This window comes from Candidatus Zixiibacteriota bacterium (genome assembly GCA_029860345.1).
Lineage (GTDB): Bacteria > Zixibacteria > MSB-5A5 > GN15 > FEB-12 > JAJRTA01.
This window is the reverse complement of the sequence record JAOUBJ010000007.1, coordinates 12,871-28,894: the sequence shown is the minus strand read 5'-3', so window position 1 is coordinate 28,894 and position 16,024 is coordinate 12,871. Positions and strand designations below refer to the sequence as shown.

At 55.2% G+C, this 16,024-nt stretch carries 9 protein-coding genes; 5 read left to right on the top strand and 4 right to left on the bottom strand.

Annotated elements, in window-relative coordinates; translation table 11 throughout:
- Positions 1–38: 38 nt before the first annotated feature.
- Complete coding sequence (locus tag OEV49_08790) at positions 39–1,754, bottom strand: PKD domain-containing protein (protein MDH3891167.1); 1,716 nt, start codon at positions 1,752–1,754, stop codon at positions 39–41.
- A gap of 241 nt (positions 1,755–1,995) precedes the next feature.
- Here OEV49_08790 and OEV49_08785 point away from each other — a divergent pair, with 241 nt between their 5' ends.
- On the top strand, positions 1,996–4,146 hold the full coding sequence (locus OEV49_08785; protein ID MDH3891166.1) for a hypothetical protein: 2,151 nt from the start codon (positions 1,996–1,998) through the stop codon (positions 4,144–4,146).
- Between the two features lie 890 nt (positions 4,147–5,036).
- On the opposite strand, the gene fxsT is transcribed toward OEV49_08785, so the two are convergent.
- Positions 5,037–7,619: an FxSxx-COOH system tetratricopeptide repeat protein gene (gene fxsT / locus OEV49_08780; protein MDH3891165.1), complete on the bottom strand. Its 2,583-nt coding sequence runs from the start codon at positions 7,617–7,619 to the stop codon at positions 5,037–5,039.
- Positions 7,620–8,189: 570 nt separating this feature from the next.
- Between fxsT and kdsB the strand changes: the two genes are divergently transcribed.
- From kdsB to OEV49_08765, 3 genes are all read left to right on the top strand, one after another.
- Entirely contained in the window at positions 8,190–8,930 is a 741-nt protein-coding gene (gene kdsB / locus OEV49_08775) for a 3-deoxy-manno-octulosonate cytidylyltransferase (GenBank protein ID MDH3891164.1), read from the top strand.
- Positions 8,931–8,942: 12 nt separating this feature from the next.
- Positions 8,943–10,634 (top strand): CTP synthase, encoded by a 1,692-nt coding sequence (locus OEV49_08770; GenBank protein ID MDH3891163.1) that lies wholly within the window; start codon positions 8,943–8,945, stop codon positions 10,632–10,634.
- 367 nt (positions 10,635–11,001) lie between these two features.
- Entirely contained in the window at positions 11,002–11,424 is a 423-nt protein-coding gene (locus OEV49_08765; GenBank protein MDH3891162.1) for a hypothetical protein, read from the top strand.
- Positions 11,425–11,512: 88 nt separating this feature from the next.
- On the opposite strand, the gene OEV49_08760 is transcribed toward OEV49_08765, so the two are convergent.
- Both OEV49_08760 and amrB read right to left on the bottom strand, forming a co-directional pair.
- A complete protein-coding gene (locus OEV49_08760; protein ID MDH3891161.1) occupies positions 11,513–12,793 on the bottom strand; it encodes an acyloxyacyl hydrolase in 1,281 nt (426 codons plus the stop codon).
- Between the two features lie 548 nt (positions 12,794–13,341).
- Complete coding sequence (gene amrB / locus OEV49_08755) at positions 13,342–14,778, bottom strand: AmmeMemoRadiSam system protein B (GenBank protein ID MDH3891160.1); 1,437 nt, start codon at positions 14,776–14,778, stop codon at positions 13,342–13,344.
- A gap of 270 nt (positions 14,779–15,048) precedes the next feature.
- Between amrB and OEV49_08750 the strand changes: the two genes are divergently transcribed.
- Positions 15,049–15,996 (top strand): serine/threonine protein kinase, encoded by a 948-nt coding sequence (locus tag OEV49_08750; protein MDH3891159.1) that lies wholly within the window; start codon positions 15,049–15,051, stop codon positions 15,994–15,996.
- Positions 15,997–16,024 lie beyond the last annotated feature (28 nt).

Genomic DNA, 16,024 nt, shown 5'->3' with positions numbered 1-16,024 from the left:
CCCATCAGGGCTGTCCCTTTTTCTGGTCTCCGTCGCTGTTACGGACAGAGCGGCGGCGCAGGTCCACCGTTAAACATGTGGTCGACCAGGTAAACCAAATCCGAAATCGTTAACTGTTTGAAAGCATCGCCGACGGCATCGCCATCGATGTTAGCCTCCGGGTAGCAGACCGGTTCGGCGCCGCCAGCGAACATGAAATCCACCAGATAGACCAGATCGGCTATATCAATCTGATCGGACGGGTCGTCGTCGACATTACCGCGGATACCTTGACAGCAAGCCGGGTATGTCACTGTACCGTTGGTTGTAACCGGCGCATATACCAGACCATTGGCCGTGAATTTCGGCATGTGCTGGGCATCATAGCCGGTCAGATCGATTGTTGTCTGCTCACCCTCGGTGGCGCCGGCAGCGTGGAAGTAAAGCTTCAGAACGGGACCGCTGCCGGGTTGGTCGTACAGTGGCGCCCCCGAGCCACGCGGGCGCAGCTTGAAAGTACACTTCTTGCTCGACGGCACATACTGCGACTGAATCTTGCCATCATACCAGTCGGTGCGACAACCGGTGGTGGAGAATGAATCGTATACGAGTTCGAGATCACCCGTTGCGTAGGTCAACGCAACCTGAAACTCATACAAGGGAACACTGTTGCGGGCGTGGATGACCACTTCGATAGCGTTGTCGGGTGTATACTCGGCATCATCCATCCAAACCGAGTCGGCCAGTGCGAAAACCTGGTTTGGATAGACTCGTAGCGCGGTGTCACCGGTCGTTGAGACAACCTGAAGGGCTACATCGTAAAGGCCCGGCGTATCAAAAGTATGTGTCGGCGAGGCAACAAAAGCAGAATCACCGTCACCAAAATCCCATGCCCACGACTCTACATCATAGATGGACCCACCGTCGAATTGAACATCGTAGGGCGCCCAGCCTGCAGACGTATCGCTTGAGAACCAGAGGTCGATATCCATCGGGACAAAGTCCACCTGGTTGGCCAGAAGGCTGGGAATCACCAACGTGCTGGTGCGACGGTTAAAGAAGATACCTTCCGGACCGTTGTGGCTGCCTGCCACCAGTTCGCCCGACCCGGTCAGCGTGCTGTCGAGACGTATGATATTGTCCTGCGCGAAAAAGGCAAGATAGGTGTTCTGCATCTGATCCTGAGCTATCCCGGAATACTGTCCGCTGATTGCCGTAACCTGAGACACCGATGAGTCCGCCATGTCGACAGCGTATATAGACGAAGGCCAGACGTTGGAGGCCACCAGCAAGCGGTTGTTCAGGTAGTCGAAGTAAACGGCGTTGGGGATAGATATCACGGCGAATTGCGATGACTCGCCGTCGCTGGTGCGTACCTTGATAATCCGGCTACCGCCGGTGTCGGCAATGTAGATGTTACCGGAGCTATCGGCGGTCATGCCGTTGCCGCCCTGCATCGTCGTCACGTTCCAATGTGTGGTCATCTCCGACGTGGTCAGGTCAAAGCCGACTATTCCGTTCAGAGCGGGGTCGTTTGATGATACGTACAGCGTGTTGTCGGCAATTGTCATCCCATAAACGGAACTCAGAAGAGAATTGAAGACGGTATAGGAGCCGTCATGGTCAATTGCCACGATGTTGCCGTTGGACATGTTCGATACCAAGTAGCGCTGATTGGCGTAATCGTAAATGACCGTTTCCGGATTGGCCAACTGAGCCGAAGCAGACATGGCCAGAATCAGCGACAGGCCGACTGCCGTGATCGATTGGTTCATGGTTTCACCTGTGTCTCTCTTCGTTGGTCGATCCGGGCCTGGATCGACCGAGGGTTGCGGGGCTATCGCGTGAGGTTCTCTGTCGCTGGTTCTTTAGACGTAGATATCCTGCAAAATGTTTAGTTTTGCTGGTTCGCTTTGTGAGCGGCGAACCAGATCATAACCAAACTGTTTGCTTGTCTACACACGGCGGGCTGCCTATAGTTAACAAAGAGAACCAGTTTCCATAAGGCAGCCGACCATGAAGCATCTAACACTCATAATTTGCATTTTGCTTTTAACCTCAACCGGCGTTCATCCCCAGCAACCTCCCGACATCCTCGACCGTGTTCTGAGTGAAGTTGGGTTCAGCCGGGCCGATCTCGGCTATCGACCGACCGGATATTGGAATCGTTTTCCGCTCGATGTCCCCCACCGGTTGACATCGTTTGATGCCCTCTTTGCCGAACCCCTGAAGCTCATTGACTATGCAACAGTGATGGCCAACACCGTTGAGTTCTACCTTGATCCGGCTTACTCCGATAGCGCACACGATGGCCTCTACAAACTGACCTACAATCTCGGCGTCGACAAGAAGCTGGGCGGTTTCAGGTCCTACTCGGCCAATCTGCTCGGTCCGCCGACCGGCGATGAACCGATGGTCACTGCTATCGACAATCTTTTTGCGCTGGCCGGACGGTCGACTGAGTTTCATACTTTCGGCGCCAAATCGGACTGGCCGGATTACAAACAAGAGATACGGGACCAGAGCGCAGGCTTGCCGGACACTGTCAGATTAGTTGTTGCTCAACTACTGATCAACTTGACCGATGCCATACGCTGGCGTAACCTGGCTTTCCGCAACTGCGACCATGAGGACATGTACCGAGCCTTCAGCATTCGCGACCTTTCGGACACCCAGGCGGACGGGATGGTTTACTATCCGGAGTTGGACGATCTGGCCAAAAGTATCGACTGGCCGTCGTTGCATTATGCGGCGCTGAAAGTGGCCGCCGCAGTCGAACAGGCCGAGGCTGGTTTGATTGGTCTGGTTGATCAGATCCCGGACGAATTCGAATTTCGGATCAATACACCGTTCGGTCATCTGTCCATGTTCGCGGGTCCTTTTCTGGGCTTCTACGAATGTGACGCCACCAGCAGCTTGTTGATAATCGACTTCGGTCGCGACACTCATTATCCGGGATCGCCCGGCGCGACAGCTTCGTTGAATAACCCGATCTCGGTCGTGCTCGACCTGGGTGGCGATGACGTCTACGGCGACCGGGCCTACCTGACGGCTCCATCGGCCGGGGTGGGGTTGCTCGGCGTCGGGCTGCTGCTTGATAGCAAGGGGAACGATCAATACTATGGCACCACCTTAGCTCAAGGTGCCGGGTTGTTCGGAGTCGGCGTGCTGCTCGACCGCGAAGGTAATGATTCATACCAAGCTGATCTCTCGGCGCAGGGGGCCGGTTATTTCGGGATAGGTCTCTGTCTGGACGGACTGGGTGACGACACCTACTATCTTTACGGCGATGGACAGGGGATGGGTGGTGTCGGCGGTGGCGTTGGTGTCTGTGCGTCATTTGGTGGTAGCGATAAATACACAGCCGAACCGTTCTCCGAAAACTTTAATCGTGGCGACTACCACTCGGAGCACAAGATCAACGGCAACAACGCCCAGGGAGCCGGGTTCGGTCGGCGCGGCGATGGTTCCGACGGTCACGCCTGGGCCGGTGGGTTGGGTGCGATTATCGATATCCACGGCGATGACCATTACTACTCCGGCAACTGGACCCTTGGTGTCGGCTACTGGTTTGCCACCGGAATCGCTGTTGATCGGCACGGTGATGATATATATGAGTCGTGCTACTTCACGCAGGGGTCCGGCGCGCACTATTGCAACGGTATCCTGCTCGATGAAAACGGTCACGACCGCCACGAACTTTTCGAGACGGCCGGCGCTGCGCTCGGTTTCGGGTGGGACTATACCAACGCCTTCTTGATCAACCTGAACGGCGACGATGTCTATCGGGCCAAAATGATCTCGATGGGCCTGGCGCAGATTCGGTCCAACGCTTTTCTGGTCGATATCGGCGGCGACGACGCCTACTATCTCGGCAAGGGGACGCCCGGATTGGGCGAGGCGACTTTCCGCCCGGACTATCTGAAACCGTCGAAGTTGACGCCCTATTACACTTATGCCAAATCGTTCGGTGCGTTTATCGACATAGGTGGCGCCGATCAGTATTACGAGTTCGATGAAGACTCTGAGACCGAACATCCGGTCGCCACGAACAACAAACTCTGGTTGCAGCCGACGCGATCCGACTCGACTTTTGGCGCGGACAATTTCGGCGTTGGTATCGACACGGACAACGGCACGGTCCCGGAGTTCTTTCGCTGGGATTGACGAGTCTTTTTCGATCTGGGTGGCACCCTCAAAGCCGCTTTGGGGGTGATCTTTTCACTCTCACATACCCGCCCCAAACAAGGTTTGAGACGGCCACCCAGGAATTGGCAGGATCACAGGGATCCTGCCCTACAAGATTGAGGGCAAATGGGTTTGTTTTGCGTATTTTTACTTTTTCTGAGGACGGCAACCAGCCCTTTGGTTTAACTCCATATCAAGAGAGGATTTGAGACCACGCCCGACAGTGCGCAAATGGCTTCGGGTTGTGCATCCTTGTAATTGAACAACAGGGTCGATGGTGATTCGGAAGTTGTTCGGGGTAGGGGGTGTTTTGTTGTGCGCTGGTTGCCATTGGTTGTTCCTTTATTGATAGTAGGTCAGGACCCTTGCGGTCCTGACACGGTCAAGCCGTGTTTTCCAGCTTTGGCGGGTTCGAAGACGGACCCGCCCTACTTTATAGAGGGTCGCTTGGCCGCGTTCTGGGGGGAGATGGTGGTGAAAGTGTGGGCCGGGACGTTGCGGCAGGTCTTGTCCCGCCTTGGCGGGATGTGACCTGCCGGCCGGTCGAGCCGGCACAATTCTCTGGATAGTATCTGACCAAGGGTGGCGCGCGAAGAGCGATAACCAGGCTTGCCTGTGTCGGGTCACACCCGCGCCTCCGGCGCGTCCAAGACCCGACACAACATTCAAAGCGGCTACCGGGGCAGTTGAAGACAAGAATCACGCGAAGCGCGTGATGTCGAAACCACAGGGGTTTCGACCTACTGTTTCTCAAGACCTGACACAACACTGCAACTCGACTACGCCAATCCATCGCGTAGCGGCGGGCCTTGTGTCCGCCGGCCACAAGTGGCTTCTGTTGGTGGGAGACGAGCCCCCACCCTACGCGTTCACGAGGAGCCCTCCGTCTTGGCCTGTTCGGCCAACTGAGCATACTCGGCTGCCTCGTCTTTCTTACCCCATTCGTGATAGAATATCGCTATGTTCCTAAGCACCGCTATGGTATTGGGATGTGTCTCTCCTAGAACAGATTGGAAAATCAACAGAGCCTGTAGGAATAGCGGCTCCGCCTCCGCATGTCGCCCCTGGGATCGGTACAACTCGGCCAGATTGTTCAAATCGGTGGCGAGATCAGGATGTTCGGACCCGAGCGCTTGCTCATCGATCTTGAGAGCCCGTTTGTACATCGACTCCGCCTCGGCATAACGACCCTGGTTGTCATAAAGTAATGCCAGATTGTTCAAACCGGCCGCCACTCTGGGGTGATCGCCTCCCAGTGCCTTCTCATTAATCTCAAGCGCCCTTTTGTACATCGGCTCCGCCTCTTCATATCGTCCAAGGGAATCGTACAAGGCCGCCAGATTGTTCAATCGGGTGGCGACTTTGGAGTGATCTGGCCCCAGTGCCTTCTCAGTTATCTTAAGCGCCCGTAAGTACAACGGCTCTGCCTCTTCATATCGCCCTTGGGAGTCGTACAGCAACGCCAGATTGTTCAACCAGATCGCGACATAGGGATGATCTTGCCCGAGTGCTTCTTCACTGATCATAAGCGCCCGTAAGTAGAGCGGCTCCGCCTCGGCAAATCGCCCCAGGACTCTGTACAACTCTGCCAGATTGTTCAAAGAAGTGGCTACATCAGGATGATCCGGCCCCAGTAGGTCTTCATCGATCTTGAGCGCCCTTTGGTAGAGCGGCTCCGCGGCTGCATAGTCAGCCCGATCATCCAAATAATAGGCGAACTCGTTTAACAGCCTACCAAGTATTTCCGTTTGGTGGTTGAGCTTGTCGGCCTCGGTGAAAAGAGATGCTGCATGAGACGATAGACTTTCCAGCACAGGCCAATTGTGAAAATCGTTCACAGCGGGAGTGGATGCTTTAAGGCAGCCGAGCAGACTGTTCAGCCAAGCCTTGCTTTCGTCTTCATCCTGTGATTCACGAATGACCGATTGGACCAACCTATGCATACTGAAGGTATCTTCCCCCTGCCTCCGTCGTATCAGCGAGAACTTTTGTAGCTCCCCCAGCGTCTGATCGAACAGATGATCTTCGGTTACCAGTTTCTTAAGTGAGTCAGGTAGCGATTCCGGATCAGCCTTGAACAATCCGATCGGGATGTCGTCCGGAGCCAGATAGGACGACGCGGTCAACAACGCCACCGCCGACGGGTTCGTTTCTTTTAATCTCTCAATTGATATGGCCCAGGTTGCCTCCACCGTTTTCTTGCCATACGCCGCCGAGGCATATTGCTTGCCTTGAAGGATTTTGACACCATGTTTGTCCAGGTACTTTGCGTAGTTTTCCAGAGAGCACTTGGTCTCCTCCAGGTAAGCAGAGGCATGATCGATAGCCAAAGGCATGTACCCAAAACGATGGCATATCTCTCGGGCGACACTCTTTTGACTACTATCAGGCTTCTTGATAGCGGCTCGCTTGAACAGAAACTTAACAGCCGAATCCGGGTCGAGTTCATCCACCTCGACCGGTTGGGCTATGCCGCCCATGGCCGAGGCCCGGGTTGTGATGATGACACAGCCTGACTGAGTGCGGGGAAGATATGATTGAACTGAGGCGGCGTCTTCGGCGTTGTCGAATATCAGCAGCCAGTTGTTATGAGTCTCAAACCATGAGCGGACTGCGGCTACTAGGACCGCTTTCTCTTTTTCATGCCGCTGGGGTAGATCAAGGAGGGCCGCCACCTCACCCAGCGACTTGGAGATCGTCGCCTCATTCTCTGCTCCCAGCCAAAAGACATACTTAAACTGACTCAGGTGTTGATGAGCAAATTCAAGGGCGATCTGTGTTTTGCCGATCCCACCCAGACCATGAATCGCCTGCGGTTGGGTAATGGCCACCGCACCTTCCTGTCCGAAGGTACTTTCAATACGTTCGAGGATGTTTTCCCGACCGGTAAAGTTGGCGTTCTGCGCAAAAGGAAGGTTATGGACAACGGTTTGGATTCCCGGCGACTCAGGGTCCGCAGACTGGGCCGCAGTGACAGTCATGTCGGTTGCGGAATCCGTTCCGGTCCGCTTTACAAGATGCAGAATTTCTGTTGCCAAGTCCGACAACGCGGTCTCGGCATCAGCATCCGGCATGGTGATCAAGGGTTTGCCTTTCCTTGGTCGAGCCTGAAGCCGTGCCAACCAGGACACCTCTTGCCATGGACAAGGCCGAACGATCAGCGGTAGGAGTAGGAGCCCTTCTTTGGCTCGACGCTCCAGCAGGGGTGGAACTTCCTTGCGCAGAATGAACTTGGACGTGAGGCTGTCTGCGGAGACCAGCAAGATAGCTACAGCGGCTGACTCCATCGCTTCCTGGATTTTGGGAAACCAATCGTCTCCTCCGTCTATACGCGTATCATCCCAGATGTCCAGAAGCCCTTGTTCACCCAACACATTCAACTGGGTTACCAGGCGTTCCTTCCAGGCTTCGTCCTTGTGGCTGTAACTAATAAAGACCTTTGGTGCTTCCAAGGCATGTCCTTCACTGCCCGACTGTTATCGATAGCATGCACCACGATACGATGAAAGGAGTGGATTGTCAATATTGTCAGGTGGCAAGGCGGAATTGAAGGGCGGGTGTCGGGCGGGGTCGCCGCGACACCACCCAGGACAAAGACTGGATTCTGGCCTGCGCCAGAATGACGCCGATAAATCGGTTTTTCGCCTTCGGCGACCATAAATGGCATTTATGCCCTTCGGGCCAGGGGTTTCGACCTACAAACATTCATACCTCGACTCCGCTCGGTATGACACGGTGAGCGCTCGACGTGACAAGGTAAGCGCGAAGGGCAAAAACGCGATTCATCGCCGCGGAGCGGTTAATACCCATTTATGGGCTTGACAGCGGGGGTGCTGTCATATAAATTGGTCCATGCCGCTTGTAGAAAAACAGGTGGAACACCTCGCCCGACCGATCCGGTCGATCTTATCCCTCAAGGAGAAGAAATCACTGACCTCAAAAGTCAGCGTAAACGCTCTTTTTCTCCCCTCCGGTCCAGATTCAGGCGGATCAGCTTCCGGCTGTCTCGTAGGGAGCAACCGATGAGTATCAAGGTTCTCGCCGTGGTGCCGGCCCGCATGGAGTCCAGCCGCTTTCCCGGCAAAGTAATCCACCCCTATCGCGGACGCCCGTTGATCTGGTATCTTCTGAACGATATCAAGAGGTCGCGGCGAATCCATCAGGTCGTGGTTGCAACCGATAGTCGCGAGGTCAAGGCCGCCCTGGCCGATTATGATGTCGAAGTTGTGATGACCAAGCGCCATCATCGCACCGGCTCGGATCGGGCCAACGAAGCGGCCCGCAAAGTGGGTGGAGATATCATTATCAATATCCAGGCGGATAACTTCGGCCTCAAGGCTGCCTTGCTCGACCGAGTGATCAACAGTTTGAAAGTGAGGCCGAAAACCGAGTATGCCACCCTCGGCCGCCGGATCACCGACGATGCCGAACTGTTCGACCCCAACGTTGTTAAACTGATAACCGATAAGAAAGACCGGGCCCTCTGGTTCTCGCGCTACCCGCTGCCGTACCTGCAAAACCTCAAGAAGGGTGGGCATGTCGACCAGTGGCCGTTCATTGCGCATATCGGTGTGTATTTTTTCCGGCGAGAAGCTCTGAAGAAATTCGGCGCCTGGCCAAGTTCGCCGCTTGAAAAAGCGGAGTCGTTGGAACAGACCCGCATTCTTATGCATGAGAAGAAGATTCAACTGTTCCGGACGCAGTCGCAGGTAGTCTCGGTCGACACTAAAGAAGATTTGAAGAAGTTGGACAGCATATATTGATGAGGTGATTGAATGGCCAAACGGACGAAGTTCATTTTTGTTACGGGCGGTGTGGTATCCGCGTTGGGTAAGGGAATCGCCGCATCGTCGATCGGACTCCTCTTGCAGCGGCGAGGTCTCAAGGTGCGCAACTGCAAACTTGACCCCTACCTTAACGTCGACCCGGGTACCATGAATCCGTTCCAGCATGGTGAAGTTTTCGTGCTTGATGACGGTAGCGAGACTGATCTCGACCTGGGCCACTACGAACGGTTTCTCGATCAACCGCTGGCCAAACAAAACAACGTCACCACCGGTCAAGTGTATCACACCATTATCACTCGCGAACGCAGAGGCGACTATCTGGGCGCCACTGTCCAGGTGATCCCCCATGTGACCGAGGAGATCAAGAGTCGTATCAAGAAACTGGAACGAGGTAGTGATAACCAACAGGCCGATGTTGTCATTGCCGAGATCGGCGGCACCGTTGGTGATATCGAGTCACTACCGTTTCTTGAGGCCATTCGCCAGATGGGACAGGAAGAGGGACCTGCCAACACTATGTTTGTCCATGTCACGCTGGTACCGTATATCGACACGGCCGGTGAGTTCAAAACCAAACCCACCCAGCATTCGGTACGTGAGCTGCGGACTATCGGTATCCAGCCCAATATGCTTCTGTGTCGCTCAGCCAAGTCGATCTCGGAATCGCTACGGCAAAAGATCAGCCTCTTTTGTTCGGTACCACCAAAGTCGGTAATCTCGGCCGAGGATGTACCCACCATCTATGATGTACCCTTGAAATTTCACTCGCAGGAACTCGATGACATTATCTGTGACTATTTCGGCTGGGAAACCAGGGAGCCTGAGCTTGATGACTGGAAAGCCATTGTGGATAAGATCCATCATCCGCGCCATCGAGTGAAGATAGGTATCTGCGGCAAGTACGTTAACCTTAAGGATGCCTACAAATCGATTATCGAATCATTCGTTCATGCCGGTGTGCACAGCGATGCCGAAGTCGATTTGATTTGGGCGGCCTCGGAAGATATCAAACAAAACGGAGCTAAGAAACTGTTGCACGGTATCGATGGTTTGTTGATACCGGGCGGCTTTGGCGAGCGCGGCGTGGAGGGAAAAATCGAAGCCATCCGCTACGTCCGCGAGAGGAACATTCCTTTTCTCGGCATCTGTCTCGGTATGCAATGTGCAGTCATAGAATATGCCCGCAACGTCTGCGGCCTCGACGATGCCCACAGCTATGAGTTCTATCGGGACCTGAAACATCCGGTCATCCACCTCATGGCCGACCAGGAGGGCGTGACCGAGCTTGGCGGCACCATGCGCCTGGGCGCCTACCCGTGCGTGTTGACGGAAGGTTCCCGCGCTGCCTCAGCCTATGGCTCCTCCGAGGTATCCGAACGCCACCGGCATCGTTATGAAGTCAACAACGCATATCGGGAGATGCTTCTGAATTCGGGTTTGCTGCTGAGTGGTCTGTCGCCGGACGAGCGACTGGTCGAGATTGCCGAGATACCTGAGCATCGATGGTTTGTCGGCGTGCAGTTCCATCCGGAATTAAAGTCTCGACCCACGCGACCGCATCCGTTGTTCCGGGACTTCGTGAAAGCGGCCGTCGAGCATCACTACGATGTGCAAGAGAAACCGGCCGGCAATCCTGTTTCTGAAGACGACGTATCCGAGACCAGTATCAAGCCGAATTAGGCAGGCAAGCCAATAAATGGGTTTCATGTGCTTCGCAGTGGTGAACCACTTTTTCGTGCTACGCGCGCGGTCACTTTTATGTCATGCTGAGCGCTATATTGTCATGCTGAGCGCAGTCGAAGCATGGTACATATCGTTGTTGCAGGTAGAGTAGGGTGACCCCGCCCTAAACAAGGCTTAAGGCGGCCTCCCGTGGTACGTTTGCCGGTGCTGTTGGGTGACCCCGCCCGACACAGGCAAGCCTGTTTTTCGCGCTTCGCGCGTTGGTGCGTGGTGTACGTCCTCGTGCTCCACGGGGATACAGGGGCAGACGAGGGCGGCCACAAGTGGCCACTACTTGCCGCCCACAGAATACAGAGGTGAACAGATGCGAACCTTATCGATACTCATCCTGATTTTTCTGACTGTGCTCGTCGGCTGCGTGGAGAAGGACGATTCGTCCGAGAAGTCGGAGTCTTTCCGCGGCACCTATCGTGTCTACAACCCGGCTGTGGTCGGTGAGAAGATCGATTCGGTGACGCTGACAATCGAATCTGAAGTGCGTTATCGATTTGCCCACACTCCCTTTCGACCGGGTGTCGTCGTTGATATCTGCAACAGCTCCGGCATGGTCGAGGAGTTCGGCACCAATTTCGCGACTTTCTTCCCTGAGTCGGTTGAGGTCGGCGGCTGCGACTCGATACGTATACCCCGCGATGTCTTCACTACCGACTTTCAAAACCATGGGGATACTATCTACATGGACCGCGACGATGACTCGCTGGTGTACGAGATTCGGTTGTTGGAGTAGGTGGACAAGCCGCTGCGGTTTCGACACGTTTCATGTTGAGCGCAGTCAAAGCACAGGCATGTCAGTTTTTCTGCGCGCGGGCAACCACCTATCGAATCGGTATGAAGCTGGTTTGACGGTGTCGTTCGCGCAGACTTCTCTTTCCGCCCGGCTGGAATCTCAGACCAGCCGTTGTAACATCGTATCCGATTCCTGAGTTGAGAAAGAGCGACACGCCGACATCGGCCAGGACATTTGGCGACCATTGGATGCCGAAATTGAATCCGGCGTCGTTGAGGTTGTCAATCGAACTAAAAAACTCATGCTCCTGTCGCTCAAAGGCAATACCGCTACGAAGAGCAAGAGCATCCATCGGATAGACGGTGATGAACAGGCCGCCATAGACGCGGTCATCGGCCAGGTTCTTTCGCTCAAAGCTGGCGATGAAGTCCAATGTGCTTATGTCGTTCAAGCCATGTTCGATCTGGAAGTTGAAAAAATCGCTCGTGAACACGTTGAACTCCATGCGGGAGTACCCGAGCGCCAGTCGCCCGCCGGGAGTTTCGCGGTAAACGTGAACCGCACCCTCCCATATCATCTCATCGGCCAGTTCTGCTGAGTAGAATGCCAACTGCCCTTTCAGGTTGGCTGAGTTCAGAAGCGGGAAGTCCATGGACACTCTGCCGCCGGGGGAGTTTTCGTCATCGATGTTCTTGTAGGTGGCATCCACCAAGAAGAGTAGTCCATCGCTTGCAAACGGGAGGTCGGCACCAACCTTCGGGACCGGCTCTTTGTACCCCGGTCTGAAAGCCAATCCAATAAATCCACCGAGCCCATCGAAACTGGGGTTGTTGGCAACCAACCCTTTTCCGTTTGACATGTGCAATTGGCGAAGACCCATCAGAATTCGCCATCCCAAAACGAATTCTGTACTGATGCCCAGTCCGAAATTGGGCGTGGCGTTGTATTTGGTGCCGCCCGGCGGAAACGATTTCGAACCAACCATGAACCCGACACCCCAATCGGTAAAGAAGCTGAAGCTCGGACGCCGCACAAAGTGCCATCGCACGGCGAAGGACAGCCCGAGCCCGATCGTTTTGGCGCTGACACCGTCACGATAGCCGGTCGGTCGATAGAGAGACAGTTCGCCACACAGACTGAGACGATCTCGGAAGTAATGACCGATGCCGGCACGTAGTTCCCTGGCTCGTACATCGTCGTTGTCACCATTACCCGGAACGCTGCCGATAGTGATCGTTGGTTGGGTATCTCCCTCGTCGAAGGCCGCAGAAACTGGACCGGCAGAAGAGATAGCTATCCCTACGAGCGCGACCAAGCTGAGCCGTCGTCCTGCCGACAGTATGCGCATGCGTGTGTGGCTATAATCCATTATGATTCTCTTACCTCTGTGATGAAATGGCGAACACCAATGTCGATCAAGTGTCTATGTCAGCGGTGGAAGAACGTGTAACCGCTCCACATTATCAAGTGGTTTTTTTGGGGTAGGCATTACAGGTTTTGAATGGTACCGGTGTGGCCCGGACGTTCGGACTTGTTGACAAACCCCCGTCTGCAGTCATTGCGAGGCATCCCGCGTCTCGCGGGACATGCCGCGGCAATCTCATGCCTCGACTCCGCTCGGCATGACACGTGTACACCGAATTGAGATTGCCGCGCTCTCCGCCTGTGGCGGAGTCGCTCGCAATGACGAGGATTCGGACTCTTTTCAACACTCCCGTTCATCCGGGTATCAAGGTCGGCAATGTCATGCTGAGCGCAGTCGAAGCATGAGCGTAGGGCGTTCGCCATCGGCGTGTGGCAGAACCAGGAGCGGTTCTGCCCTACAAGCTGAGTAGGGGGTGGTACCGTTACTTCGTAGGCCGTCCACCACCTGCTACTTGTAAGCGCGCGTAGCGCAAGAAAGCCAGCTTGACTGGCCTAAAAAACTTCCCCGGCGAATTTGTAGATTTCGGCCAGGCGGTCTTTGTAAGAATTGCGTGAAAGACCCGCCTTCATACAGGTTTCCTCAAGGAACTGGATACGGTCCCAACCATGCTCGGTAGCTACCTGCGGCAACAACAATCCGGAATGCATCTCGAGTTTTATCATCAAGCCGTGGCGGCCAACTTCGATTTCATCGAAATCATGCACCCGTACCAATGGCGACAAGACCGAAATCTCAGTCTCAATCTGTGACGCCTCGTCTTTGGACAATTCAGGAAAGCGTGGGTCCTCAAAAGCCGCCGCCTGAGCCATCTCGGCCACCGCTTCATACAAGGGTTCCTGCGCACGAATCTGACCGATACAGCCGCGCAGTCGGCCATCGATGGTTAACGTCACAAACAGCCCGCGCTTTTTGTCGAGGCTTTCGATCACCGGCGGCGTGTAAGACTTGCCTTGCAAGCGGGCCATGATAGCATCGCGCGCAATTTGATGAAGCCGCGGACGATCCAGGTTCGATACCTCCTGCATCTCAGGCTTGGCCGCCTGAACACCCATCATGGACCTATCGACCACTTCCGGTTTGGCACCGGTGATGGCCGCTGCCAGGTATCCGACCACATTGTCGAAGTCTCCGGTCGTAGCGCCGGACGTAGTATAGTCGGTGAAGCCAACTTCTGTGCCACCGAGACGTTTGGCAGCCGCCATCACAGCAGCCATAGGTCCACCGCCGCAGGCCTCACCTTTGCCGTTTTCCAATGTTCTCATCAACAAGCCCGGATCGAACTTATCTACCGCCGCCTGCACGGTGGCATCGAGTTTTCGCGCTTCTTTCTCACCATGGAAATGCGACAGATCGGTCGAGGCGATCAACAGGCTGTTGGTGCCGCGAAGTCCCGAGGCCAACACCTCGCCCAGGGCGCGGGTGGTGTCTTCTTCCTGGTCCCCCATCACGATGGCCACCAGCTTGAACCTGCCCAGCACCACCTGCAAAAACGGCAGTTGGACTTCCAGAGCATGCTCACCACGAGCGCTGCCGGTAGCGTGACCTTTGCGTGAGGCATATACCGAGGGATGGATGGTCGAGAGGTCCGACGAAAGGTCCTGGTCGATCTCGACCAAACCCAAGGGCGTCTCATAGGCATGACCGTCGTAGACGGCCGCTCCCTGAAAAAAGACGGTGTGCGACGGCGAGATTATCACCACGCTGTCAAACTGATGACCGTCCAGCAATTTGTAGGCTCGTGCCGCCAGCCGTCCCGAGTACGGGTAGCCGGCATGAGGGGCTATCAGACCGATGGGATGTCCGCCGACGGCCGGTTTGTCCACCTCGGCAAAAAACCCAGCGATCATCTTGGCCAGTTCACCCGGCGCCTTGGGATAAAACATCCCGGCTACGGCCGGTTTTCGTATTTCACGTTCGGTATCGTCCATGGTCCTTCCAGTTTTCTTCCGCTCAGGCGCACAATAACAAGGGGCGGTCCGAATGTCAAACGATTGCTCTAGGACAGCGGGCAAGCCGTGTTTTGCACGCTAGGCGCAGGTACAAACCGCAGAGGTTAGTACGAAGACCGGGTTTTGGCCTTCGCCAGAATGACAGGACAAGAAAACCTGCCGCAAGAGTGTTAGCCGTCGTTTGCTTTGCCCTGCTACCATTTCACGACCCCCTTAAGTTGTCGCCGAAGTGACCGTTAATATGAATATATGGAAACAAGTCTGCCCAAACGGATTTTCCAGTACGAAATCCACGACTTGATCGGCTGCGGCCAAAACGGTGAAGTCTACAAAGGCGCCGACCCAACCAGCGGGTCGGAAGTGGTGGTGAAGTTGCTGCACCCTGAGGTCACCGCCGACAACGGTTTCAGGCATCGGTGCCGAAAACTGCTGAACACAGCCCGCGGTCTGGATCATCCCAACCTGGCCGTTCTGCACGATATCATCGAACATGACAACCGGATCGTGCTGGTGTCTGAGTTTGTCCAGGGGGAGTCGCTTGAGCAGATGTTTGCGGGGACACCGGTGGCCGTTGCGAGTTTCCTGGACAAAGCGGTGCAAATGGCTCAGGGCCTGGAGCACCTACACCATGCGGAACTTGTCCACGGCAATCTGCATCCCTCGAATATTTTGGTTACTCCCGACGGTCAGATCAAACTCACGGATTTTTGTTTGCCCCGCCGCCTTACCGACAGCCAGTCCGAACTGGGCGGCTTCCGACCCGGCACGGTGGCCTTTGCTTCGCCTGAGGAGGTTCGACACGAACAACCTCTGCCGTCTTCCGACCTGTTTTCGTTAGGCGCCGTTTACTACCTTATGCTGAGTGGTCGGCCACCCTTTCCCGGCCAGAGTGTTACCGACCTGTCGCGCCAAATACTCACTCGCCGCCCGGACTATGCCGCCATCAGCGGGCGCCGGGTCCCGGGAGAAATCATCCTGCTGCTAAGGCGCATGATGTCGGCGAAAGATGACGAAAGGTGTGCCGAAAGTTCTGAACTGCTTGTCACACTTGAGGCTATATCCGGGTTTCAGCGCGATTCGAAGGAGCACCGAGGCAGTCACGCCAGGACCCAGTCGCATCGATTCTACCTGCTTTTGTCGCTATTGGCCATTCTGATGGTGCTTTTGTGGAGCGTCATCGCCAAAAACCACCCATAAATGGGTTCTTTGCACTTGGCGGTGATAA

What these genes read in the sequence shown, in the direction of transcription:
- kdsB (MDH3891164.1), top strand. Translation starts at nt 8,190, where the DNA reads ATGAGTATCAAGGTTCTCGCCGTGGTGCCGGCCCGCATGGAGTCCAGC.
- OEV49_08790 (MDH3891167.1), bottom strand. Translation starts at nt 1,754, where the DNA reads ATGAACCAATCGATCACGGCAGTCGGCCTGTCGCTGATTCTGGCCATG.
- amrB (MDH3891160.1), bottom strand. Translation starts at nt 14,778, where the DNA reads ATGGACGATACCGAACGTGAAATACGAAAACCGGCCGTAGCCGGGATG.
- OEV49_08750 (MDH3891159.1), top strand. Translation starts at nt 15,049, where the DNA reads ATGGAAACAAGTCTGCCCAAACGGATTTTCCAGTACGAAATCCACGAC.
- OEV49_08765 (MDH3891162.1), top strand. Translation starts at nt 11,002, where the DNA reads ATGCGAACCTTATCGATACTCATCCTGATTTTTCTGACTGTGCTCGTC.
- OEV49_08760 (MDH3891161.1), bottom strand. Translation starts at nt 12,793, where the DNA reads ATGGATTATAGCCACACACGCATGCGCATACTGTCGGCAGGACGACGG.
- OEV49_08770 (MDH3891163.1), top strand. Translation starts at nt 8,943, where the DNA reads ATGGCCAAACGGACGAAGTTCATTTTTGTTACGGGCGGTGTGGTATCC.
- OEV49_08785 (MDH3891166.1), top strand. Translation starts at nt 1,996, where the DNA reads ATGAAGCATCTAACACTCATAATTTGCATTTTGCTTTTAACCTCAACC.